General features: G+C 61.5%; 19 protein-coding genes. 14 read left to right on the top strand and 5 right to left on the bottom strand.

The window, feature by feature from the left end:
* Positions 1-3 precede the first annotated feature (3 nt).
* Entirely contained in the window at positions 4-1,332 is a 1,329-nt protein-coding gene (locus LG281_RS15295; RefSeq protein ID WP_404402173.1) for a glycoside hydrolase family 28 protein, read from the bottom strand.
* A gap of 258 nt (positions 1,333-1,590) precedes the next feature.
* Here LG281_RS15295 and LG281_RS15290 point away from each other — a divergent pair, with 258 nt between their 5' ends.
* From LG281_RS15290 to kduD, 11 genes are all read left to right on the top strand, one after another.
* A complete protein-coding gene (locus tag LG281_RS15290) occupies positions 1,591-4,701 on the top strand; it encodes an alpha-mannosidase (protein WP_404402171.1) in 3,111 nt (1,036 codons plus the stop codon).
* A gap of 91 nt (positions 4,702-4,792) precedes the next feature.
* Positions 4,793-5,836 (top strand): LacI family DNA-binding transcriptional regulator, encoded by a 1,044-nt coding sequence (locus tag LG281_RS15285; RefSeq protein ID WP_404402169.1) that lies wholly within the window; start codon positions 4,793-4,795, stop codon positions 5,834-5,836.
* 325 nt (positions 5,837-6,161) lie between these two features.
* Complete coding sequence (locus tag LG281_RS15280) at positions 6,162-8,069, top strand: ABC transporter substrate-binding protein (protein WP_404402167.1); 1,908 nt, start codon at positions 6,162-6,164, stop codon at positions 8,067-8,069.
* An 82-nt stretch (positions 8,070-8,151) separates the two neighbouring features.
* Positions 8,152-9,138, top strand: a complete 987-nt coding sequence (locus LG281_RS15275; RefSeq protein WP_404402165.1) for an ABC transporter permease — start codon at positions 8,152-8,154, stop codon at positions 9,136-9,138.
* A 13-nt stretch (positions 9,139-9,151) separates the two neighbouring features.
* The gene (locus LG281_RS15270) at positions 9,152-10,285 is read left to right on the top strand and encodes an ABC transporter permease (RefSeq protein WP_404402163.1); all 1,134 of its coding nucleotides are present in this window, start codon (positions 9,152-9,154) and stop codon (positions 10,283-10,285) included.
* A 10-nt stretch (positions 10,286-10,295) separates the two neighbouring features.
* On the top strand, positions 10,296-11,333 hold the full coding sequence (locus LG281_RS15265; protein ID WP_404402161.1) for an ABC transporter ATP-binding protein: 1,038 nt from the start codon (positions 10,296-10,298) through the stop codon (positions 11,331-11,333).
* The gene (locus LG281_RS15260; protein WP_404402159.1) at positions 11,326-12,375 is read left to right on the top strand and encodes an ABC transporter ATP-binding protein; all 1,050 of its coding nucleotides are present in this window, start codon (positions 11,326-11,328) and stop codon (positions 12,373-12,375) included. The genes LG281_RS15265 and LG281_RS15260 overlap by 8 nt, the downstream gene beginning before the upstream one ends.
* A complete protein-coding gene (locus LG281_RS15255) occupies positions 12,372-14,882 on the top strand; it encodes a hypothetical protein (RefSeq protein ID WP_404402157.1) in 2,511 nt (836 codons plus the stop codon). Before LG281_RS15260 ends, LG281_RS15255 begins: the two co-directional genes overlap by 4 nt.
* A 35-nt stretch (positions 14,883-14,917) precedes the next feature.
* Complete coding sequence (locus tag LG281_RS15250) at positions 14,918-16,024, top strand: glycoside hydrolase family 105 protein (protein WP_404402155.1); 1,107 nt, start codon at positions 14,918-14,920, stop codon at positions 16,022-16,024.
* Between the two features lie 39 nt (positions 16,025-16,063).
* Complete coding sequence (gene kduI / locus LG281_RS15245; RefSeq protein WP_404402153.1) at positions 16,064-16,888, top strand: 5-dehydro-4-deoxy-D-glucuronate isomerase; 825 nt, start codon at positions 16,064-16,066, stop codon at positions 16,886-16,888.
* Complete coding sequence (gene kduD / locus LG281_RS15240; protein ID WP_404402151.1) at positions 16,888-17,643, top strand: 2-dehydro-3-deoxy-D-gluconate 5-dehydrogenase KduD; 756 nt, start codon at positions 16,888-16,890, stop codon at positions 17,641-17,643. The genes kduI and kduD overlap by 1 nt, the downstream gene beginning before the upstream one ends.
* 30 nt (positions 17,644-17,673) lie before the next feature.
* On the opposite strand, the gene LG281_RS15235 is transcribed toward kduD, so the two are convergent.
* The 4 genes from LG281_RS15235 to choX form a co-directional block, all read right to left on the bottom strand.
* Complete coding sequence (locus LG281_RS15235) at positions 17,674-18,576, bottom strand: DMT family transporter (protein WP_404402149.1); 903 nt, start codon at positions 18,574-18,576, stop codon at positions 17,674-17,676.
* A 229-nt stretch (positions 18,577-18,805) separates the two neighbouring features.
* A complete protein-coding gene (gene choV, locus LG281_RS15230) occupies positions 18,806-19,846 on the bottom strand; it encodes a choline ABC transporter ATP-binding protein (protein ID WP_404402147.1) in 1,041 nt (346 codons plus the stop codon).
* Complete coding sequence (choW, locus tag LG281_RS15225) at positions 19,843-20,682, bottom strand: choline ABC transporter permease subunit (protein WP_404402145.1); 840 nt, start codon at positions 20,680-20,682, stop codon at positions 19,843-19,845. Before choW ends, choV begins: the two co-directional genes overlap by 4 nt.
* Positions 20,683-20,751: 69 nt before the next feature.
* Positions 20,752-21,681 carry a choline ABC transporter substrate-binding protein gene (gene choX, locus LG281_RS15220; RefSeq protein ID WP_404402143.1) on the bottom strand — a complete coding sequence of 310 codons (930 nt, stop codon included), beginning with the start codon at positions 21,679-21,681 and terminating at the stop codon, positions 20,752-20,754.
* A gap of 112 nt (positions 21,682-21,793) precedes the next feature.
* Between choX and betI the strand changes: the two genes are divergently transcribed.
* From betI to betB, 3 genes are read left to right on the top strand one after another with little or no spacing between them, the layout of a single operon-like run.
* Positions 21,794-22,384, top strand: coding sequence for a transcriptional regulator BetI (gene betI / locus LG281_RS15215; protein WP_404402141.1), 591 nt, complete (start codon positions 21,794-21,796; stop codon positions 22,382-22,384).
* Positions 22,381-23,898: a choline-sulfatase gene (betC, locus tag LG281_RS15210; protein WP_404402139.1), complete on the top strand. Its 1,518-nt coding sequence runs from the start codon at positions 22,381-22,383 to the stop codon at positions 23,896-23,898. Before betI ends, betC begins: the two co-directional genes overlap by 4 nt.
* Before the next feature lie 2 nt (positions 23,899-23,900).
* Positions 23,901-25,361 carry a betaine-aldehyde dehydrogenase gene (gene betB, locus LG281_RS15205; protein ID WP_404402137.1) on the top strand — a complete coding sequence of 487 codons (1,461 nt, stop codon included), beginning with the start codon at positions 23,901-23,903 and terminating at the stop codon, positions 25,359-25,361.
* Positions 25,362-25,375 lie beyond the last annotated feature (14 nt).

The following is a 25,375-nucleotide window of genomic DNA, read 5'->3' as shown; positions in this document are numbered from 1 at the left end:
CGCCTATTCTTGGACAATCATTTCCCGATTCCACTGGCAAGGTAGGATGTCGGGCCGCGTAATGGTCACATCCTCAAGACTCACATCCGCGAGATTCTTGAGGAAAATCCCTGGCATGCCGCCAGGATAAGGCATCAGCCCCACCACCCTGCCGTTCGCGTCCTTCACCCACGCATTCGCTCGGCCTACCGCATCCGCGGACGGCGCGAGATCGGCGCCGGTCGGCCTGAGATCGTAATTGAGCGCCGTTCCATAGGGACCCGGACGCTGCTCGACAAAGATCCGCCGAAGCTGCACGTCAGAAATCCGTCCTGCCTCACTGCCCACGATGTTGATGGAACCCGCCATGTTGCCCGAAATATCTTCGGCAACAAGCCCGCTGACGCGCCCCGCTGGTATTTCCTGTCTCCGGTCCACCACAGAAACTGTCAGCGCCTCGCCTGCCCCCCAGAATCCGTCCGGCGTCTCCTCGCAATCGAGTACGATGCGCGAGAACCGCACATTGGAAATGTCCCCGCCGTCTCGCGAAAAAACACCCAGCCCCCGGTTGGATGCCACGATCTCGCAATCCTCAAAAAGAATGTCGGAAATCGGGGAATGTGTTTCCGTGCCGATCTTGAGCGCACACGACTGGCTTTCAATCAGGCTCTTGGCGACGCGCACGCGCCGGCACGACCCCACAGGCGTTCCATCCGCCCGCGCCGTCGTCTTCAGCACAATCCCGTCATCCGCCGTCCGAATTTCGACGTGCTCGATCAATACGTCTTCACAGGAATCGATAACAAAACCGTCGGTGTTCGGCATGCGCCTGTCGTTGTCGACGCGAATCCCCACAGCCGTGAGATTTCGGCAGGCGATCGCATGGATCGTCCACATAGGCGAAGCATGCACAGCGAAGTTCGCGAGCCGCACATCGCTGCATTCATCAAGAACAATGACCCGAGGCCGCAGCCGCGCCGGCACCCAGGTCCCCATCGTAGGGTCGTCACCCGCGATAAACGCCTCCCCGCCCGCCTCAATCACCCCGGTACCGGTGATGGCGATGTTCTGCGCATCTCGCGCAACGATCATGCCGCGATCGCTGTCCTCGGCGATCACGCGAACCGCCGTTTCCGCATACGCCCCATAGTCCGGCTTGGGCCGCAGCACTGCCCCATGGGCAAGATGCAGTTCGACATGCGAAAGAAGTGTAAGCCCACGACATCTATGTACGCCCGCCCCCAACACCACCCGGCCACCACCAACTTCGTGCGCACGCGCAATCGCCGCCTGTACGCGTATGGTTGCATCCGTCGCCTGAGCAGCGACGGGAAAATCGGGAATCTTGGCCATGGCGATTGCCGTCCTACGAAATTATTTTCAGAATCCTACACACCACGCGAACCACTTGGATACGGGCGATATCGGAAATAATCCGCCAGTATGACGAATTCAATGCATTGAGAAGAGACGTTTTGGCAATTAGTGTGTTCGCGGCAACACAAAAAATGAAAATTTTTCACCGCCAATATATGTTACTTCCCCAAGGAAGCGGAAACGACCCAGGCTGCTAACAGCCGAAATTCCGACCACGACAATGACGAGCATCTGATGCACCGACTCGCAAAAATCGACCACCTTCTCGCTACGCTCGCGGCACGTATATTCCAACCTCTTGGCACCGAAACACCCTTCAAAGTGCGATTCGGCGGCCATGAGGACCGTGCCAAAGCCCTGGCCGAGTCGTGTGAAAATTGGACGCTCCTAGGCCGCGACCTCGTATGGGGGGAACCGGGCAGCTACACCTGGTTCGCGGGCTGTGTCGAAGTACCCGAGGCCACTGCCGGTAAACGCATCGCAATCCGGATCGAGGCTCAATTCGGGTCCGTGATGGGCCGCTCCGACCCACAATGCCTCGTCCGCATAAACGGCGCGATTGCGCAAGGCGTCGACGGCAACCACCGCGAAGTACTTCTGACCGAGAACGCCAAGCCTGGCGAAACCTTCGATATCCTGATCGAAGCTGGAACCATCGAAGACCGGCGCCAGCTCGGCTTCGGCGTCTCGCTCCACATCCACGATGCCGCAATCGAAAAAGTCTATTACGACCTCCGTGTCCCCGTGGATGTCGCCCGTCTCCTGCCCGAGGACGACGTTCGCCGGCATCTGATCCTCGGCCACGCCAACGCTGCCCTCGCCGAAATCGACTTCCGCCCAGGCAACCCCGAACGCTACCAAGCCAGCCTCACGCGCGCCGAACGCATCGCCAAAGAGATTTACGAAGCGCCGGACTTCGAGAAAAAGCCCACTATCGTCGCTACCGGCCACACCCATATCGACGTGGCGTGGCTCTGGCGGTTGCGAGAGACCCGACAGAAAATGGCCCGTTCGATGGCTACTGTGCTCAAGCTGATGGAGGAGTATCCCGACTACCGGTTCATGTACAATCAGGGCGTCCTGCTCGACTGGCTCAGCGAGGACTATCCTGAGCTTTTCTCCCGCATCCTGGATCGCAAGGCCGAAGGCCGCTTCGAGATCGAAGGCGCGCTTTGGCTCGAGCCCGACGCCAACATCACGAGCGGCGAATCCTTCGTCCGCCACATCCTCCACGGCGTCCACTATCACGAGGAGACCTTCGGCGTCCGCCCGCGCATCGTCTGGCTGCCCGACACTTTCGGCTACACCGCGGCTCTGCCGCAATTGATGGAACTTGCCGGGCTCGACGTCTTCGTCACGCACAAGCTCTCCTGGAACGACACCAACCGCATGCCCTACGAGACCTTCTTCTGGCAGGGCATCGACGGCACGCGCGTCCCTGCCTACTTCCTCACCACGCAACCCTATACATCGACGTCCATCGGCACGACCTACAACCCCGACCTGAAGCCTACCCACGTCATGGGCACGTGGAAGCGCTATGGCCAGCAGGCGCTCAACGACGAATTGTTCCTCGTTTACGGCCATGGCGACGGCGGCGGCGGGCCGACGCGCGAAATGCTGGAAAACGTCCGGCGCATGGAGCGCGGAATCCCCGGCTGCCCGAAGGTGAAGCACGAACCCATGCGCCCGTTCTTCGACCGGCTGCTCGAAAAAATGCACGCCGATCCCGCGCGTTTCCCCACTTGGGTGGGCGAACTCTACCTCGAATTCCACCGTGGCACGCTGACCTCAGTCGCCAAGAACAAGCGCAACAACCGGCTGGCAGAAAACGCGCTGCGCGAAATCGAAGCCCTCGCCGTCCTCGCCATGACCGCGCGCAACCATCCCTACCCCGCCGAGCGCCTCCACAACCTGTGGCGCATCGTCCTTCTGAACCAATTCCACGACATCCTCCCCGGCTCCTCGATCGGCGGCGTCTATGAGGATAGCGACCGCGACTACGCCGCGTTTTTCACCGAGGCCGGCGCTTTGACAACCGAACTGGCGAACGCTCTCGCGGGTAAAGGGCAATACCTGCTCTTCAACGTTCTGTCCCGCACGCGGGACGGGCTGGTCTCGCTTCCCGGCGCGGAGCCGCAAACGATTATTGACGCCGGCACTGCCATCCCGACCCAAACCATTTATCGCGCGGACGGAACGCGCGAACAGGCCGCGCCCATTGCCAAAGCGCCAGCGCTGGGTACGCGCATCCTCCATGTCGAGCCGGGAGCACGACCGCAATCGAGGACCGGCGAACTTTCCGTTTCCAGGAACCACATCGAGAACGCCGTGCTTTCGGTCGCGTTCGACCGCAAGGGCCGAATCACATCGGTCCGCGACAAGCGCAATGGCCGGGAGTTGATTCTTCCCGGTCAACCGGCCAACTGCCTCCAAGCCTTCCGCGACAGACCCGTTGCCTACGACGCCTGGGAGATCGACTCCGATTTCGAGGACCAGTCTTGGGAGATTGATGATCTGGTCTCTGCCGAGCCAATCGAAACCGGTCCCTATCGCGCTGCCATACGCTTCGAATGGTGCTATGAGCGCTCGCGCATCGTCCAGATCGTCGCGCTTGAAACCGGCACCGCACGGCTCGATTTCGATACGTGGATCGACTGGCACGAGGAACATACGCTCGTCAAAGCGGCCTTCCCGCTCAATATCAAAACCGACACTGCGACCGCGGAAATCCAGTTCGGCCACGTCAAGCGCCCTACCCACCGCAATACGTCCTGGGACCAAGCACGCTTCGAGTGCGCGATGCACCGCTGGGTCGATCTCTCCGAGCCCGATTTCGGCGCTGCGCTGCTCAACGACTGCAAATATGGCTACGACGCTAAGGATACGACCATCCGCCTCACGCTCCTGCGCGCGCCCACGGATCCCTGGCCGAAAGCCGATCAGGATGAACATCGATTCCGCTATGGTCTTTTTGTCCACCACGGCACATTTTCCGGTGGAGGCGTTCCGGCAGAGGCAGAAGCGTTCAATATGCCACTACGCCTCCTGCCTGGAGCATCCGACGCCATAGATGGCGAAGCGGCGCTCTTCGCGCTCGATTGCGACGGCGTTACCATCGAAAGCGTCAAGCGCGCTGAGGACGAAGACGGTATCGTAGTCCGGCTTTGGGAAACGCACGGTCGACATGCCGAAACGGCGCTCGCCTTGCCCGAAGGCTTCGGAACGGCACGGGAGGTCGATCTTCTCGAACGCGAGCCGCGCGAACTGCCGGTCAGCGACGGCGGCGTCGTGCTAACTTTCGCCCCGTTCCAAATCCGCACGATCCGCTTGGGAAAAAGCTGAAACGCCCATGACGCTGCACCGCTTCGGCTATACCGTTACTGAATGTTCCGGCAGCGAAAAACCGCTCACTGGAAGGCCCGGATAGACGCGCATGGCTACACGCAAAAAGGTTGGAATCAAAGACGTCTCACGCGAGGCGCAGGTCGCGATCTCTACGGTATCGCACGTCCTTAATGGCACAGCGCCAATTTCAACCGAGGTCCGTGCCCGTGTGCTCGACGCCGCGCGTCGGCTGGGGTATCTCGCAGAACGCCAGACGAAGGCAACGATCACGGCGCTCGATACCGTGCTTTTGGCCGTCCCCGACGATGCGCTTCCCGAAAACGAAATCAATCTCTTCTCCTGGACGGTTCTCAACGCCCTCACTCGCGAATGCGAGCGCCGCAGCGTCCGTCTTGTGCCGCTTGCAGGCGGCGGTCCACTGACAGCGAAACGGATCGTCGAGGCGGCCAAGGAGGCAGCTGCCGACGGCATACTCCTTCTCAATGACGACCGGCGCGAACTGCTCCACGGCATTTCCAACGCCGGCCTGCTTACCGTCTTGATCAATGGCGAAGATCAGGAAATGAGGGTCGACAGTGTCACGCCAGGCAATCGCTTCGCCGCCCAGATGGCAACCGATTGGTTGATTTCACAGGGACATCGAGAAATTCTCCACCTCACCTGGGAAGGCCGCACCACGATCACTCGGCGCTATGACGGCTTCATCGACGCGTTCCGGGCCAACAACATACCCCGTTCCGGTGCCCACGTGCTCGAAGCTGCGGGGTACGAGCCGAAGATGGGTGAGGAGGCAATCGGGGCCTGGCTGAAGGACAATGGTGGGCCAGGTGACATCACGGCGATCTTTTGTGCCGCCGACAATCTGGCACTCGGCGCCATGCGAGCGCTGACCGCAGCGGGTCTCGATATCCCCGGAGACATTTCGGTCATGGGTTTTGACGGCGTGGCCTTGGGCGAACTGGTGAGCCCGGCGCTGACCACGGTCGATGTCCCGCTCAACCAGATGGGCCCTGAAGCCCTACACCTTCTCGAACGCCGGGTCCTTGCCAACGACACCGAGCGCGCGGCCCAACGCCTGGAGCTCGGCTGCAAGCTCGTCATCCGCCAAAGCGTCTCCGCCCGGCGCGGCTAACGCACACGACAAATCCTACCGTCCGGCTACGATCGGACGGCGGCGCGCACGCCCATCTATTAACACATTGAGAATCCTACGCTCTGCGAGTGGGATGTCGAAACCGCGCGCCCTTCGCCATTTCATGAAAATATTTTCTTATTGATTCTTGTCCCTTTTCCCGCGATTGTAAGATCACCTTCGTGCCACATATCCTTTAAATACTGGAAATGCATAATATGAGAAAAAGTGCACGAACAGGAGGATGTAGAAAAATTTTCATATTCGTGGTGTATGTGCTCCCTGCACACCACCGTGTCTTGATAGGGAACTGGGAGGTTAATTCATGAAATCCCTTCGCATACTCGCCGGCATCACGGCGGGCTTGATCGCCTCGACGGCATTCATTTCGTCGGCTTTGGCATTCCAGGAGTCGCCGGCGCTGACCGAACTGGTCGAAGCAGGCGAACTACCACCGGTCGAGGAACGTCTACCGGTAAATCCGACCGTCATCGAAGCTGTCGAAGTCGGTGAATACGGCGGCACGTGGCAGCGTGCCTTCAACGGCCCCGGCGACCGCTGGGGCGCGACCAAGCTGATGGAAGAACGTGTCCTGAAGTGGGCGCCAGACGAAAACGGCACTGCCCAACTCGTTCCGGGCTTTATCGAATCCTATTCGGTTAGCGAGGACGCAACCGAATATACTTTCACCCTACTGGAAGGCCTCAAGTGGTCGGACGGCCACCCCGTGACCACCGAGGATGTGCAGTTCTGGTATGAGGACGTTTTCCTCAACAAGGATATCCTCCCCTCGATCGATCCCACCTTCGCTCCGGGCGGCGTACCGATGGAAATCGAGATCGTCGACGACCGCACCTTTACGGTGAAATTCGCCGCGCCCTATGTCTACTTCCTTCAGATCCTGGCCAAGGATTCGACCGGCGACCCGAGCCTCGACCGCCCGAGCTTCCTGTTCCCCAAGCACTACCTTTCGCAGTTCAACAATCACTATGCGAGCGACGAGGAACTGGCGCAGGCCGCAGCCGACTTCAATGTCGAAAAGTGGACTGATCTTTGGGGTTCGCGCGGCGCAGCAACCGCCTGGTGGTTCAACCCCGACCTTCCGGTGATCACCGCCTGGAAGATCGAAACGCCGCCCCCGGCGGACATCGTCACGATGGTTCGCAACCCCTACTACTACGCTGTCGATCAGGAAGGAAATCAGCTTCCTTATATCGACCGTATCGAGCATCGCCTGTTCCAGGACCCTGAAACGCTCAACCTAATGGTGGCGCAGGGCCAGATCGACATGCAGGCCCGGCACATTCAATCAGCGAACTATACGTTCTTCCGTGAGAACGAAGAGCGCGGCGACTACCACATCGACGCCGGGCTTTCGGCTAACGTCTGGTCGCTCGTTCCGAACCTCAACACCGAAGATGCGGTCCTTGGCGAGCTCTTTGCCGATGCAGCCTTCCGTGAAGCGCTCAGCTTCTCGATCGACCGCGAGTTGATCAATGAACTGGCGTTCTCAGGCCTGGCCGAACCGCGCGCGGCCTCGCCGATTTCGGGTTCGCCCTACTTCCGTGAAGAGCTCGAGGAGCACTGGGTCGAATACGATCCCGACTATGCCAACGAACTGCTCGACGGCATTGGGCTGACCGAACGCGACAGCGCCGGCTTCCGGCTTCGGCCGGACGGAGAACGCCTCGTTCTCGTGGTCGAAGCCAATGACGTCTCGCATTCCGATACGCTCGAACTCTTGGCCGACAACCTCTCCGATGTCGGCATCGAACTGCTGCCGCGCATCATCGACCGCACACAGTGGGACGCCAACCGCGAGAACAACAGCTTCCAGGTTCAGTGGATGCCGTTCGACCGGCTGACCTACGTGCCCGCCGACCCGCGCCGCATGATGGGCTCGGACAGCTACGCCAACCAGTACTTCCTGTGGTACGAAACCGACGGGGCATCCGGCATCGAACCGCCCGCCGATCACCCGATCCGTCAGATCTTCGCTGCTTGGGACAGGGCGTCCCAGGCCAGCACGATCGAGGACGCTGATATGGCGGTCAACGAGTTGATCGGAAACTTCGTCATGGGCGGCTATGTCGTCGGCGTGGTCGGCGAGGAGCCGGTCATCAACATCGTGGCGAACGACTTCCACAACCACCGCGAAGGGCTCGCCGAAGACGACATCTTCCGCGGCATCGGCTTCTCCCAGCCCCAGCAGTTCTGGATGGAACAGAACTAATCAATAGACGGCATAACCAAGCCGTATCACGCTAGGGGTGCGCGCCTGCGGGCGCGCACCCATCCTGCCCAGTGGAGGACACATGATCAGCTTTATCGTTCGGCGCATGTTGCTTGCGATACCGACCCTGATCTTCATCTCGTTCATCTCGTTCGTGATCATCCAACTGCCGCCAGGCGACTATGTGACCGCCTACGCCGCGCAATTGCGCAATGCGGGCGACTACATCACCAAGGCGCAGGAAGAACTGATGCGTCAGCAACTCGGGCTCAACGATCCGATGCTCGTCCAATATTGGCGCTGGATCTCCAATATCGTCTTTCGCGGCGATTTCGGCTTCTCACTCGAATGGAACAAGCCCGTCGCCGACCTCATCTGGAACCGTCTCGGCCTGACGCTCGCGATCTCCTCGCTGAGCCTTGTTTTCACATGGATCATCGCCATCCCCGTCGGCGTCTATTCCGCAACGCGGCAATACTCCGTTTTCGATTACATCTTCACGGTCTTCGGTTTCCTAGGTAAGGGCATCCCGGACTTCCTCCTTGCGCTCGTTCTGATGTGGATCGGCTTCGCCTATCTGCATATGGATGTCGGCGGCCTCATCTCCCCGCAATATGAAAGCGCGCCCTGGACCATCGATAAAGTCCTTAACCTCCTCTCACACCTCTGGGTCCCCGTGGTTGTGCTCGCCACCGGCGGCGCGGCTGGTCTCATCCGCGTCATGCGCGCCAATATGCTCGACGAACTAGGCAAGCCCTATGTCGAAACCGCTTACGCCCAGGGTCTCTCCGAACGCCAGGTCGTCTGGAACTACCCCGTTCGCGTGGCGCTCAACCCGTTCATCTCCACGGTCGGCTGGTCGCTCCCGGCTCTTTTTTCCGGCGACGTCATCACCGCCGTCGTCCTCAACCTGCCCACCACAGGCCCGCTGCTCCTCCAGGCGCTCAAGATGCAGGACATGTATCTCGCCGGCAGCTTCATCCTCATCCTCAGCGTCTTCACCGTCATCGGCACGCTGATTTCCGACATCCTGCTCGCGTGGTTCGACCCGCGCATCCGTTTCGCGTGAGGGAGGACAAGCCATGACCGACCAGGCCATCGAAACACTGCAAACCATAGCGCCTTCCGCCAAAGAAGACCTCTATACCGCGAAACCCTGGACGCTGATCTGGCGCCGGTTCAAAAAGCACATACTTGCCGTCGTCTCCATGTGGTTCCTGATCCTTTTGGCGCTCACCGGACTCTTCGCCGATATGGTCGCGCCTTATGGACCCTTCGAGATCCAGCGTCTGCGCACGCTCGCCCCGCCCACTGGCATTCATCTCTTCCACGAGGGCAAATTCGTCGGCCCCTTCGTTTACGGACTCGCCCGCGAACGCGACCCGGATACTGCACGCGTTCTCTACGAGACCGACACCGAAACCGTTCTTCCCATCCAGCTCTTCGTAAGCGGAGACGAATACAATTTCCTCGGCCTCTTCCGCACGGATTTCCACCTCTTCGGCGTCGACGACCGCCGCGAGCAGATCAACCTTTTAGGCACGGATTCGCTTGGCCGCGACGTCTTCTCCCGCCTTGTCCATGGCGCCCGCGTGACGCTTTCGGCCGGCCTCGTCGGCGTCATCTTCGCCTTCGTCCTCGGCCTCGCGCTAGGCTCCATCTCGGGCTATTTCGGCGGCTGGATCGACAGCTCCATCCAACGCCTGATGGAGTTCATCCGCTCGATTCCGACGATCCCGCTCTGGATGGGCCTCGCCGCGGCGCTCCCCATCGCATGGGATCCGATCCTCGTTTACGTGCTCATCACGATCATATTGGCACTCATTGGCTGGACGCACCTCGCCCGCGTCGTACGCGGACAGTTCTTCGCCATCCGCAACGAGGATTACGTCCTCGCCGCAAGGCTTGCCGGTGCTTCGGAATATCGGATCATCACCAAGCACATGCTGCCCTCGATGACCTCCTATATCATTGCTGCGCTCACCCTTGCCGTGCCCGAAATGATCCTCGGCGAAACCGCTCTGAGCTTCCTCGGCCTCGGGCTGCGCCCGCCGGTGGTAAGCTGGGGCGTGTTGTTGCAGGACGCCCAGAACCTGCGCTCGATCTCGCTCGCACCATGGCTCCTGACTCCCGGTCTCGCCGTGGTTTTGACGGTGCTTGCCTTCAACTTCCTCGGCGACGGCCTGCGCGACGCAGCCGACCCGTATGGGCAATAGGATAAGCTGTATGTCCAACCAAACCCTGCCCGAAAGGCGCCTCATAGAACTGGACGAGGTTCAGGTGCACTTCCCCATGCGCGAAGGCGTGGTCAAAGCCGTCAACGGCGTCTCCTACCACGTCAATCGTGGCGAAGTGCTCGGCATCGTCGGCGAGAGTGGCTCCGGAAAATCCATCACCGCGCGTGCGATCATGCGGCTCCTCCCGCGCAACGCGAAAGAAGCCGGTGGCGCGATCCGCTTTTCCCCGACGGCAAACGAGCAGATCGAACTTTCCGCGCTTGGCCGCAATTCCCGCGCCATCCGCAAGGTGCGCGGCAACCATATCGGGATGATCTTCCAGGAGCCGATGACCGCGCTCTCGCCGGTCCACACCATCGGCACCCAGATCACACGCACCATCCAGTTGCACATGCAGATGGACCGCGCTGCCGCCCGGAAGCGCGCCGCCGAGCTTCTGGCCAAGGTCCATATGCCGCGGCCCGAACAGCTCCTCGACGCCTACCCCCACCAGCTCTCGGGCGGCATGCGCCAGCGCGCCATGATCGCACTCGCCATCTCGTGCAACCCCGCGCTCCTGATCGCCGACGAGCCGACGACCGCGCTCGACGTCACCACCGAAGCCCAGATCCTGACACTCCTTAAAGAGCTCCAGTCCGAACTGGGCATGGCGATCGTCTTCATCACGCACAATTTCGGCGTCGTCGCCGACATCGCCGACCGGGTGTCGGTGATGTATCTGGGCCGCATCGTCGAAACCGCCACGGTCGACGACATCTTCTACGCCCCCAAGCACCCCTACACGCGCGCCCTCCTGCGCTCGATCCCGCGCCTCGGCGTCGATCAGGGCCGGCGCCTGCCGACGATCCCCGGCATGGTCCCCGACCCCTTCAGTGTGCCCAGGGGCTGCCCGTTCAACCCGCGCTGCGAACATGCGCGCCCCGGCCTCTGTGATGTCGACATGCCCGAGGCGCACCATTTCGCAAATGAGCAGATGTCGCGCTGCCATTTCGCCGAAGATTTCCTCAAGGAGACCGTCAATGCCTGACACTCCCACAACGAGCCCGGCAATACCGGACGACACGCTCTTTTCGATCCGCGACCTCAAGAAGTACTTCCCCATCCATGCCGGCTGGAACCGCCGCCATGTTGGCGACGTCAAGGCCATCGATGGAGTAACCCTCGACATCAGGAAGGGCGAGACTTTCGGGCTCGTCGGCGAGAGCGGTTCGGGCAAGTCTACCGTCGCCCGCCTGATGCTGCGCGCCTATAACGTCACCGACGGCCAGATCCTCTTCCGCCGCAGCGACGATTCCATTGTCGATATCTCGCACCTGCCCGAGCGCGAATTGCGCGCACTCCGGCGCGAGATGCAGATGATCTTCCAGGATCCTTATTCCTCGCTCAACCCACGCATGACGCTGCTGGAATTGATCGGCGAACCGCTCGTCATCCACGGCGTCGGGACCCAGTCCGAGATCAAGGATCGCGTCGCCGAACTTCTGAGCGTCGTCGGCCTGCGGCCCGAATATCTCCAGCGCTACCCGCACGCCTTCTCCGGCGGGCAGCGCCAGCGCATCGGCATCGCCCGCGCCCTTGCGCTGAACCCGAGCTTCATCGCGGCAGACGAAGCGGTCTCCGCGCTTGACGTTTCGGTAGCAGCACAAAACATCAACCTCCTACAGGACCTGCAGGAAAAATTCGGCCTCACCTATCTCTTCATCACCCACGATCTGGGTATGGTCGAGCACATCTCCGACCGCATCGGCGTGATGTATCTGGGCCGCCTCGTCGAGACCGCACCGACCGGTGACATTTTCACCAAGCCGCTGCATCCCTATACCGAAGCGCTGATGGCCGCCGTTCCGCAGCCCGATCCCAAGGGCAACCGGGCCCGCAAGCGCGTGCCGCTCAAGGGCGAAATCGCGAACGCGGCCAACCCGCCCTCCGGCTGCGCCTTCCACCCACGCTGCCCCTATGCGGAAGCCAGATGTTCGGCCGAAGTGCCCGAACTGCGCACGGTAGCGCCCAACCGGCAGGTCCGCTGCCACTTCGCCGAAAAGCTCGACCTCGTCGGGGTGCGCCAGTGAGTGCACTGACGACCGAGACAAACACCGTCACCGCCTTCTTCCCGGTCCCGCCGGGCGGAACAGTCGTTGCGTGGGCACTGTCACCTCTCGAAGCGGCCTACTACCCTGGCACCCCCGCACTCGCCGAGGACCGCGTCAACTACCGCTTCATCAACGGCTTCGTCGATGTCGGCCATCTCCCGTGCCGCGTCGCGCTTTGGGATGAAATCAAGACCCGCACCGTCCCGCTCAAGACCGATTGGCCCGTCGAAAGCATCAATCTGCCCGGCTTCAACCGGCGGCTCGATTTCTCGCACTTCTGGCATCGCCCCACAAAGCTCGCGCGCTGGTGCCGCACCACCCTCGTACCGCCTGAGGACGGCGACTACCCGTTCACTGTTACAACCTGCGGAGGCGTCCACATCTGGGTCGATGGCGTCCTCGCCGGACAATTCGAACCCTTCACCCGCAACGCCGGTCAGACGACAGCGGTAACCCTGCCGCTAAAAGCCACCGGCAGCGAAGTTGTGATGCTCTCCGAAGACCTCGCCGAACGCGACACCACCTGGTACGTTGAAATGACCTCCAAGGCGGACGTCGCGATCGAGGCCGGCGTTCCCGGCGGCGCGAGCCCTTCCGACATCAAGACACTGATGACGCTCGCCGCCGACGTTCGCCCCAAAGGTGAGTTCACCAGCGCGGGCCCGCTAGTCCTCGTCTTCGACGCACCGAGCGAAACCGATGTCACGGTCACCGCCAGCATCCGGCAAAGCGTCCACATGCAGCACCTGCCGCCACTCTTTGAGACGCGCGCCACCCTGCGCACCGGCAAGGATCGCGTCGTGCTCGAAGGCATCGACACCCTCCCGGACGCCTACCACCCGCTCGATCTTACCTTTGAAATCGGCTCTGCCCGCGTCACGCGTCATATCGGCTTTGCGCTCCTGCGCGAGAAGACCCCACCGCGCCAGCCCGCAACGCTCTCGGCACGCAAAGAGGCGGCATTGGCCTTCGCCGCGCAACATGGCGAATTGCGTGTAGGCCGCGCGCTCGCCATGCTCGCGGCAAACCAGGTCGACGGCGAAACGCTCGACACCATCCTCGCCGATACCCTCGCCGCAATCGAAGAGCGCCGCGATTGCTCGGATTTCGTCATGGTGCCGCTCCTCTGGCTCTACGGCGCCTATAAGGACAAGCTCCCTGAGCGGCGGACCAAGCGCATCGAAACCGCCATCCTCAACTACCGCTACTGGGTTGACGAGCCGGGCAACGACGTCATGTGGTTTTGGAGCGAAAACCACGTCCTGTGTTTCCACACCTCCCAATACCTCGCAGGCCGGCTCTTCCCCTCGGCGACCTTCACCGCCTCGGGACGCAAGGGCACCACGCAGGCGCGCCTCGCCACCGAACGCCTTGGCAAATGGTTTGATTCCGTCGAGGCCCACGGCCTCGCCGAATGGAACTCCGCCGCCTATTACCCCATCGATTTTATCGGCCTTCTCGCCCTTGAGCATTGGGCCGATGGCGACATCAAAACACGCGCAAAAGCGCTCCTCGACCGCCTTTTCACCATGATCGCCCTCCACACGCTGGGCGGCGTCGCCGCCGGCACGCAGGGCCGCGCCTACGATAAGGAACTGCACGCCGGCCCCTTGACCGAACTCGCCCCCTTCGCAACCGTCGCCTTCGGCGAAGGCTGGCTCAACGACGGCGTCGCCGCACTGCCCATGTTCGCCGCCGGCAGCTACGAGCCACCCGCGGGGCTCGACCGTTACGTATCGCCGCCCCCCGGCACGGCGCTCAACGCGCACTACGTCCAGGGCTATCAAAGCGCTGGCCGTCTCGCGCTCCACAAGCGCGCCGCCGTCCAGCTTTCGGCCTCGGTCGATGGCGAGCCGGGCAAGAAGGGCCACCAGCAGCACCTCATCGACATCCGCTTCGCGAGCCACCCTTTCGCCCGCGCCTGGATCAACCATCCCGGCGAGGACGATCCCTGGGGCCACCAGCGCCCGTCCTATTGGGCCGGCAACGGCGTCATGCCGCGCATCGGGCAATATCAAGACGCGGCCCTGATGCTCTATGACCTGGGCGAGAACCCGCGCGTCGATTTCACCCATGCCTGCGCGCCCTCCGGCGGCTTCGACGAAACCCTCATCTGGAACAACTGGCTGATCCTGCGCGGCGGCAATGGCTTCGCCGCACTGACCGCCTCCGCGCCGATCGTCCCGGTTGAAACCGGCCCCGGCGCCGGGCGGGAATACCGCGCCCAAGGTACGAAAGCCGCATGGGCCGTGATCGTCGGCGAACGCGCGCAAGGCGCAGATATCGCCGCGATCAAATCCATGCTGGGCGACACCGCGCTTTCCTTCGCCCCCGAAGCCATGCGCGCCACCCTCTCCCGCAAGGGCGCCCAATCCCTTGAGCTCGACTACGCCTCCGGCCTGTCGGTCGATGGCATTCCTTTCGCCTTCCCCAATCCGGGCCTCGCACCACAGGTCCGCGAAACGGCGGCCTCCCCCCTGTCCTGACCCCACACGAGATCGTCACGAGAAAGTTCATAAGTATGCATACCCAAGAGGACCTTTCCCGGCTGCTATCCAATGTTGCGCTCGGCCTCGCGCGCCTCAAAGGCATGAACGAGACAGCGCCGCTCGCCAGCGATGGTTTCTCCCTTCAGTTCGACGAATGGGATTGGGAAGTCGGCGTGGGCGTTTATGGCCTCATCCGCCACGCCGAAGCCGCGAACGACGACGCGCTCATCGCCGCCATTGCACAGTGGTACGACTGGCAGATCGGGCGCGGTCTCCCGCCCCGCCAGGTTAACTCAAGTTCGCCCATGCTGCCCCTGAGCATCCTGATCGACCACGTCGACCGCCCCGACTGGGAAGCGCTGGTCAAGGACTGGGCCGACTGGCTCATGACCGGTCTCGCGCGCACTGAGGACGACGGCTTCCAGCATGTCGTCAAGGAGCGCATGAACGATGGCGAACTGTGGGACGATACGCTCTTCATGACCTGCCTGTTCCTCGCCCGCGCCGGCCAGCGCTTTGGCCGTCGCGACTGGGTCGACGAGGCGCTCTACCAGTTCCTGGTCCACGCCCGCTATCTCTCTGACCCGGTGACCGGGCTCTGGTATCACGGCTGGACCTTCAACGGCCGCCACAACTTCGCCAACGCCTTCTGGGCGCGCGGCAATTCCTGGATCACCGTCGCCATTCCCGAACTCTTCGGGCTGATCGAAGGCATCCCGGCATCCACGGCGAAATTCCTCGGAGCGGTCCTCCGCGCGCAGGTGGCGACGCTCAAGACCCTTCAGCATGAGAACGGGATGTTCTCAACGCTCCTCGATGATAAGGCCTCCCCGCTTGAAACATCCGCGACCGCCGGTATCGCCTATGGCGTCCTCCGCGGCATCGAACTCGGGCTCCTCTCCCCCGACTGCCGCACGCTGGCCGAAAAGGCCTTTGCCGCCGTTACCACGCGGATCGGTGAGGATGGCATCGTCGCCGAAGTCTCGGACGGCACCCCCATGGGCCACGACCTCGATTTCTACCGCCGCATCCCCAACGCCCCGGCTCCCTACGGCCAGGCACTGGCAATGCTGCTGCTCGTCGAAATGCTGGCCGGAAACCGGCCTGCATCTGCCAAACGCCTCGCGAACGCGAACTGACCACCATCAATTCCAACTCCAGACTATTGGGAGCTTTTTATGAACGTCGAAACGCGCTGGGCCATCGACCCCGAAACCGCGCGCAGCCTCGATACCACCGCACTGCGCTCCGAGTTCCTCATCGAAACCCCGTTCGTGCCCGGTGAAATCAACCTCACCTATAGCCACATGGACCGCATGATCGTCGGCGGCGCCACGCCCGCCGATAGCACATTGAAACTCGAGGCCTTCAAAACCCTCGGCACTGCCAATTTCCTCGACCGCCGCGAAGCGGTCATTGCCAATATCGGCGAGGAAGGCATCGTCACGGTCGGGAGCATAGACTACACTTTGGGTCACCGGGATATGCTCTACATCGCCATGGGCGCCGGGGACGTTTCCTTCTCGGGCAAGGGCGCGAAATTCTATATCGTCAGCGCACCCGCCCATAAGACTTACGAAACCAGGCTCATCAAAATCGAAGACGCCAACCGCATCGACCTCGGTGCGCAAGAGACCTCAAACGAGCGCTCAATCTTTCAGTTCGTCCACGCAGATGGGGCCAAGTCCTGCCAACTTGTCGTCGGAATGACCACTCTCGCGCCCGGTTCGGTCTGGAACACCATGCCCGCCCACCTGCACGACCGCCGCACTGAAGCCTACCTCTATTTCGGCATGCCCGAGACCGCCCGCGTCTTCCATTTCATGGGCGAACCGGACGAAACTCGCCACATGGTCATCGCCAACGAGCAGGCTCTCTTGTCCCCCGGCTGGTCGATCCACTGTGGCGCCGGCACGGCCAATTACACCTTCATCTGGGCCATGGCTGGCGATAACATCGACTACAAGGACGTCGACATGGTCGCGATGGAGGACCTGCGCTGATGGCGGGTTTCAGCCTGAAAAACAAACGCGCATTCGTCACCGGAGCGAACACCGGCATTGGTCAGGGCATCGCAATCGCCCTGGCCGAAGCGGGCGCCGACATCATCGCGGTAGGCCGCTCCTCGATGGCGGAAACCAAGGCCGAGGTAGAGAGACTCGGTCAATCCTGTGCAGAAATCATTGTCGATCTCAGCGACATGCACGCTGCCGTCACGGCGCTTGAACACGACTGGGATTCCTCGGGTCCCATCGACATTCTAGTCAACAATGCCGGCATCATCCGCCGCGCTGACGCGATCGATTTCACCGAAGAGGACTGGGATGCGGTCATCGATCTGAACCTCAAGACCGCATTCTTCCTCTGCCAGGCCTTCGCCCGCAAGGCGTTCGCCACAGACCAGGAAGGCAGGATCATCAACATCGCTTCGCTGCTATCCTTCCAGGGCGGCATCCGTATCCCTTCCTATACGGCATCCAAGAGCGGTCTTGCCGGCCTCACCCGGCTCCTCGCCTGCGAATGGGCCGCCAAGGGGATTAACGTCAACGCCATTGCGCCGGGTTATATCGAGACCAATAACACCGAAGCCCTACGCAACGATGAAAAGCGCCACACGGAAATCCTAGGCCGCATCCCGGCGGGACGCTGGGGCCAGCCCGGCGACATCGGTGGCGCTGCAGTCTTCCTCGCCAGCGATGCGGCAACCTATGTCCATGGCGTGGTGCTGCCGGTCGACGGGGGTTGGCTGGCCCGCTGAGGTCCACCTGGCCCGGACTTCTCACACTGCCTACCCCACGGAACTGCGCCTTGCCGCAAGCCGCGCATCCAGCAAACGCTTGAACAACGGAAGCGCCGCAAGGCACGCACCGGCGGTAATCAGAACCGCCGCGACGACAATAGCCCCGGAAAACGCGGCCTGCCCACTCGCAATAAGGATCAGCGTGGAAAGAAGCGGCGCCGCGTAGCTCGCAGCGCCGATAAGCTGGATGTCGCCCTTCTTGACGGCATAGTCCCAGACGTAAAACGCTCCCCCCACCGGCATCAGCCCAAGCCCGAGCACCGCGAGCCACTCGACCCAATTCGCCGGCCAGACGGTCGTCTCGAACACGAGATGGGCAAAAACCGAGAGAATAGCCGTAGCAAAACAAAATCCGGTCACGACATCCGAAGGCACGCTGGAAAACCGCCGGGAAAGCAACGAGTAGCTCGACCACGTCAGCGCGCAGAACGCCGCCAGAATGTAGCCGGGCACATAAGCCGTCGAGACCGCAAGGTCGCCGCTTCCGGCGATGATCAGCGCCGCGCCCGACAACCCCAGCACCGCCCCGGCGCCATGGAACCAGCGCAACCGCTCCCCCGGGAGAATCGCCGAACCCAGAACGATCAGCAGCGGCCAGAGGTAAGCGATAAGGCTCGCCTGAGCCGGTGGCGCATTCCGCAGCGCCCCGAAATAGAAGGCGTGATAACCGAATAACCCCGCCACCCCAAGCAGCCATACAACTGGTCGTTGACGAAAGATCGCAAAGCTCCGGCCTCTAGCCTTGAGATAAACAAGCCCGATCGCCGTCGCTACCGTAAACGTCATCGCATTGAGCTGAAACGGCGGGACCGCACCGCTCGCCGAAGTGAACAGCGCCAGCAGCGCCCACATGAGAATTGCGGAAAACCCCAAAAGCGTTGCGATTGACATCGCCGGCGTCCTTCAACGAAACAAGTAAGGTCAAACTCCTGACAGATTGGACCATGTATCTGCAAGCCGATAGCCGCCCGGCCACGAAGCATCAGGATTGATGCACTTGCTGTTGCGTCGCGGTAAACTCAAGCTGCATGTCGAGCTTGCCAGCGAAGTTCGGCATATTGAGCACAGTGCTCCGCTGGATTCGCGTTAGCGATCGTGCGGACCCGCATGGGATCGAGCCCTAAGGCGCATCCGCTTCCTTGGATTGGAGCGCAACAATGATGTCCTGGTTGGTGATCGACCCTACTGGTCGACCCTCCGTATCGGTGACCCCTACAATATCGGTACCAGTCGAAAGGCTGTCGATAACTGTCGCAACCGGCGTTTCCACATCCACTGCAGTTTTCGCCGAAACAGCCGGTGTGCTGGACATCACATCGCCCGCCAGCAGCACGTTGAGCGGGTTCATATGCGTAACAAAATCTTCGACATAGGCATTGACCGGATTAGCGATGATCTCCTGCGGCGTGCCGCACTGAACGATCCGCCCGCCTTCCATGATCGCAATGCGATTGCCCAGCTTGAACGCTTCATCAAGGTCGTGCGAGACGAAGATGATCGTGCGCTTGAGCTTTTCCTGGAGCACCAGAAGCTCGTCCTGAAGCCTGGTGCGAATAAGCGGGTCGAGCGCTGAGAACGGCTCGTCCATCAAAAGGATCGGCGCCTTGGTGGCAAAGGCGCGCGCCAACCCGACCCGCTGCTGCATCCCGCCCGAAAGCTCGCTCACCTTGTTCTCGGCCCATTCTGAAAGCCCGACGAGTTCGAGTTCCTCGTGCACCTTCTCTTCGCGCTCGGCCCGGTTCATACCCCCGAGTTCGAGCCCAAGCGCGACGTTGTCGAGCACATTGCGCCAGGGCAGAAGTCCGAACTGCTGGAAGACCATCGCCACGCCCCGGCGGCGCAGGCGCAAAAGCTCGTCCCGGGTACAATTGGCCGGATCGCACGACCATCCGTCCGAGGTGACCGTGACCGAACCACGCACCACCGGATTGAGCCCGTTGACTGCCCGCAAAAGCGTCGACTTGCCCGAGCCCGACAGGCCCATCAGGACGACGATCTCCCCTTCCTCGACTTCGAGCGAGCAGTCGTGCACCCCGAGAACCTGATTGGTTTCCTGCTGAATTTCGGACCGGCTCTTGCCCCGATCCATGAGCGGCAACGCGGCGTCCGGATTGTCCCCGAAGACGATGTTGACCTTATCGAATACGACAGCCTTGCTCATCTCTTGTCCTGTTGAATGCGCAGCATGCGATCGAGAATGATTGCGACCACAACGATGATGAACCCGCTCTCGAAGCCGAGGGCGGTATTGACCTGGTTGAGCGCGCGCACGACTGGCACGCCGAGACCGTCCGCCCCAACGAGCGCGGCGACAACCACCATCGAGAGCGAGAGCATAATGGTCTGGTTGAGCCCCGCCATGATTTGCGGCAACGCATAGGGTAACTCGACCTTGAAGAGCTTCTGGCTGTTGGTCCCCCCAAACGCTTCGGCCGCCTCAAGCAGCGGCGTCGGTGTCGAAGCGATGCCCAGATAGGTCAGCCGGATCGGCGCGGGGACGACGAAGATCACCGTCGCGATCAGGCCCGGCACCATGCCGATACCGAAAAAGACGATCGCGGGAATGAGGTAGACGAAGGTCGGCAGGGTCTGCATCAGATCGAGCACCGGCTGGATAAACCGGTAGGCGCGCGGCCGGTGCGCCGCCGCGATGCCGATCGGAACGCCGATGGCCATACACACGAGGCATGAGCAAACGACCAGCGTCAAACTTTCGGTCATTTCCTCCCAATAGTCCTGGTTGAGAATGAACAGAAAGCCGAGCACGACGAAAAGGCAGGTCTTCCAGTTGCGCTGTAAAAGCCATGTCAGCACGGCGAAAACCGCAATAATGAAAAAAGGATGGGGGGTCTGGAGCAGCCACAATAGCCCCTCGATCAGGGCCTCTGCGCCATCGGCGAGGACATCGATGACGCCCTCGAAATTATTCTTGAGCCAGTCGAAGAAGGCGCTTGCCCACTTCCCGACCGGGATCTTGTTATTAGTCAGCCATTCCAACGCGGAGCCCCCTCTTAAAGCGCCAAACGAAACCAGCCCGGCCTGGGCCGGGCTGGGGTCATGAATGTCTTAAAGTCCGAGAGCCTCGGTCACCGCGGCGGTGGCATCGCCGCCATCCACGGTCGTCACCCCCTCGACCCATGCGAGCGGTAGCTCGGGATTAGCCTGCATCCAGGCCAGCGTCGCGTCGTCAGGGTCCGCACCCTCATCGAGAATCTCGCCCATGATCTCGTTCTCCATGGCGAGCGTGAAGGAGAGGTTCTCAAGCAGCTTGCCGACATTGGGACACTCATCGACGAACCCGGCCCGCGTCACGGTATGCACGGTACCTTCGCCGCCAAAGAAGTCTTCACCGCCCGGCAGGTAGCGCAATTCGAAATTGGCGTTCATCGGATGGGGTTCCCAGCCGAGAAACACGACGTCCTCACCATCTTCATAGGCACGCGCAACTTGTCCGAGCATGCCCTGCTCGGAGCTTTCCACGACCTCGAAGCCTTCAAGCCCGTGAGCGTTCTCTTCAATCAGGCTGACAAGATAGGCGTTGCCCTCATTGCCCGGCTCGATACCGTAGATCGTCTCGTCGAGCTCTTCCCTGAAATCGGCAATGTCCGCGTAAGACTGCAATCCCTTCTCATAGGTATAGGAGGGGACTGCAAGGGTATATTTCGTGCCCTCGAGATTGGTCGCAACCGTCTCGACCTCGCCGCTTTCAATATAGGGTCCGATCGCCGCGGACTGAGCGGGCATCCAATTGCCGAGGAAGACGTCGATGTCGTCGCTTTCAAGCGAGGCAAAGGTCACCGGCACCGAAAGCACCTTTACATCGACCTCGTATCCAAGCGCTTCGAGTACATGCTTGGTCGCCGAAGTGGTCGTAGTGATATCGGTCCAGCCGACATCGGAAAATGAAACCTCGGTGCACTGAGCCTGGGCGAACGCGGCACTCGAAACCAGCGAAAGCGCCAGCGCGCTGGTCAGGGTCGCGGCGTGTTTGATCATGGCCATCTCCTCTATTGAAAGGGGTGGGGTGGGGAAATTTTTCTTGATTGACGAGTCAATCAAAAACAAATTAGGAGGAGATGTAAACAGTTTTCTCGGGAAAGTCGCAAATATGCCGAAAATTGGTATGCCGATTTTGCGCCGGAAAGCGCTGATTTCCGCGGCAATCGCGGAGATTGGAGAGGCCGGTTCACTCGACGTGACTGTCAGCCAGATCGCCAAGCGTGCGGGCGTATCTTCCGCGCTCGCGCACCATTATTTTGGATCGAAGGATCAGATATTTCTGGCGGCCATGCGAAGGGTTCTCGAAACGTTTCGACTCGCCGTGCGCGAGCGACTGCGTCTGGCCGATACGCCCGAGGAGCGCATTCGCGCCATCATCGATGCGAGCTTCGAGCAAAGCCAGTTCGAACGCGAGATCGTTGCCGCATGGCTGATCTTTTACGTGCGCGCCCTGCAATCGCACTCCACGCGGCGGCTCTTGCAGATCTACGCCAAGCGGCTGCACGCCAACCTCCTGTTCAACCTGCGCCAACTCTTTGACGACCGCACGGCCCAGAAGGTCGCCCAGGGGCTCGCCTCGATGATCGACGGCTTCTACATCCGGTGCGCACTACAAGACGAAGTCCCCGACCGCGAGAGCACCAGAGACATGGTCAAGGACTACCTCAATCTCTGGTTGGAAAGGATCGCCCGCAGATGACCCGGAAGCCCAATATTCTCGTTTTCATGGTCGACCAGCTCAACGGCACGCTCTTTCCCGATGGCCCGGCGGACTGGCTCCACGCGCCAAATCTCAAGGCGTTGGCCGAGCGCTCCACACGCTTTGCCAACACCTATACCGGCTCTCCGCTCTGCGCGCCGGGCCGTGCGAGTTATATGGCCGGGCAATTGCCCCACCGCACACGGGTTTACGACAACGCTGCCGAGTTCGCCTCGGATATCCCCACCTATGCCCACCACCTGCGCCGCGCGGGCTACCAGACAACGCTTTCGGGTAAGATGCACTTTGTCGGCCCCGACCAGCTTCATGGCTTCGAGGAGCGGCTGACCACCGACATCTATCCCGCCGATTTCGGCTGGACGCCGGACTACCGCAAACCCGGCGAACGCATCGCCTGGTGGTATCACAATCTGGGCTCGGTTACCGGCGCCGGCATCGCCGAGATTTCCAACCAGATGGAATATGACGACGAGGTCGCCTATCACGCAACGCGTAAGGTCTATGACCTCGCCCGCGGCAATGACGACCGGCCCTGGATGCTGACGGTGAGCTTCACCCACCCGCACGACCCCTATGTCGCGCGCCGCAAATATTGGGACCTTTACGCGGACTGCGACCACCTCCTCCCCGAGGTGCCGGCCCTGCCCTATGAGGACCACGACCCGCATTCCAAACGCATCTTCGACGCCAATGATTGGCGCGAATATACGATCACCGAGACCGACATCGAACGCGCCCGCCGCGCCTATTTTGCCAACATCTCCTATCTCGATGACAAGATCGGCGAAGTGATGCACGCCTTGAGCGCCACGCGGCAGGAAGAAGACACCATCATCGTCTTTGTTTCCGACCACGGCGACATGCTGGGCGAAAAGGGTCTCTGGTTCAAAATGAGCTTTTATGAAGGCTCCGCCCGCGTACCCCTGATGATCTCTGCGCCTGGTCTTCCGGCGGGCCGAATCGATACCCCCGTGAGCACGATGGACGTCACCCCGACCCTCGCCGAACTCGCCGGTATCGATCTGTCCGAGGTCACCCCCTGGACCGATGGCGAAACGCTCGTTCCGCTGGCCAACGGGGAAACACGCGATACCCCTGTCCGCATCGAATACGCCGCCGAGGCCTCCTATGCGCCCCTCGTCGCCCTGCGCGAGGGCCCGTGGAAATACGTCCATTGCGAGCTCGACCCGCCCCAGCTTTTCAACCTTGAGACCGACCCGCACGAAACGGCAAATCTCGCGCAGGATCCCGCGCATGCGCAAACCGCCGGACGTTTCGCGGCAAAGGTGCGGGAGCTGTGGGACATGGACCGGTTCGACGCCGATGTCCGTCAAAGCCAGGCCCGCCGTCACGTCGTCTATGAGGCCTTGCGCAACGGCGCCTATTACCCCTGGGACTTTCAACCCCTGCAAAAGGCCTCCGAGCGGTTCATGCGCAACCACATGGACCTCAACGTCCTCGAAGAGACCCAACGCTTCCCGCGCGGAGAATAGTGATGAACGCCCAGCCCACAGCGAGCCATTTCATTGACGGGGCCTACCTCGAGGACGAAACCGGCCGAGAAATTGTCTGCATTTTCCCGGCAACCGGCGAAACCATCGCAACGCTTCATTCGGCAACCCCCGCGATCATCGACAAAGCCCTCGCTTCCGCCCGCCGCGCCCAGCGGCAATGGGCCCGCTTCACCCCCGTCGAGCGCGGCCGCGTCCTCCGCCGCGCCGCCGACATCATCCGCGAACGCAACGAGGAGCTCTCCCAGCTCGAAACGCTCGACACCGGAAAACCTATCCAGGAAACCCGTGTTGCGGACGCCACCTCGGGCGCCGAAGCGCTCGAATATTTCGGCGGCCTCGCCGCGACGCTGACCGGTGAAACCATCCCGCTGGGCGCCGATTTGGCCTACACACTGCGCGAGCCCCTGGGCGTCTGCGTCGGCATCGGGGCTTGGAACTACCCGACCCAAATTGCCTGCTGGAAAGCCGCCCCCGCGCTCGCCTGCGGCAACGCGATGATCTTCAAACCCTCCGAGCTCACCCCGCTCTGCGCGCTCAAACTCGCCGAGATCTTCGTCGAAGCCGGCGCGCCAGCGGGCCTGTTCAACGTCGTCCAGGGCTATGGCGACGTCGGCGCCGCGCTCGCCACCGATCCGCGTACCGACAAAGTTTCGCTCACCGGTTCGGTCCCTACCGGCAAGAAAGTCTACGCCGCGGCCGCCGAGGGCATCCGGCACGTCACGATGGAATTGGGCGGGAAATCCCCGCTCATTATCTTCGAGGATGCCGATATCGAAAACGCCGTCTCCGCCGCGATCAACGCCAATTTCTATTCGACCGGCCAGATTTGTTCGAACGGCACCCGCGTTTTCGTCCACGAGAGCATTGAGGATAAATTCATCGCCCGTATTGCCGAACGCACCGCTAAGGCGATCATCGGCGACCCGCGCGAAGATGCCACACAGATCGGCCCACTCGTTTCCAAGTCCCAGCACGAAAAGGTGCTCGGTTATGTCGAGATCGGACGATCCGAAGGCGCTACGCTCGTCTTCGGCGGGGACATTCCCAAAGGCCTGAACGCCCAAGGCTTTTTTATCGAACCCACACTCTTTTCCGGCGTCACCGACGCCATGCGTATCGCCCGCGAGGAGATCTTCGGACCGGTCCTTTCGGTCCTCACCTTCAAAACCGAGGACGAGGTGCTCGAACGCGCGAACGCCACCGAGTTCGGCCTTGCCGCCGGTGTGTTCACCAAAGATATCGCGCGCGCGCACCGCATGGTCGCGGCGCTCGAAGCTGGGACGTGCTGGATCAATACCTATAATCTGACCCCAGTCGAAATGCCCTTCGGTGGGGTCAAACAGTCTGGCGTCGGCCGCGAAAATGCTCGCGCGGCGATCGAGCATTATTCGCAGGTCAAATCCGTCTATGTCGCCATGGGCGACGTCGAAGCGCCATTCTAGCGAGGCAACCTCCC

The sequence above is a fragment of the Pelagibacterium halotolerans genome (assembly GCF_044811015.1).
Lineage (GTDB): Bacteria > Pseudomonadota > Alphaproteobacteria > Rhizobiales > Devosiaceae > Pelagibacterium > Pelagibacterium halotolerans_A.
This window is presented reverse-complemented; position numbering and strand designations above follow the sequence as displayed.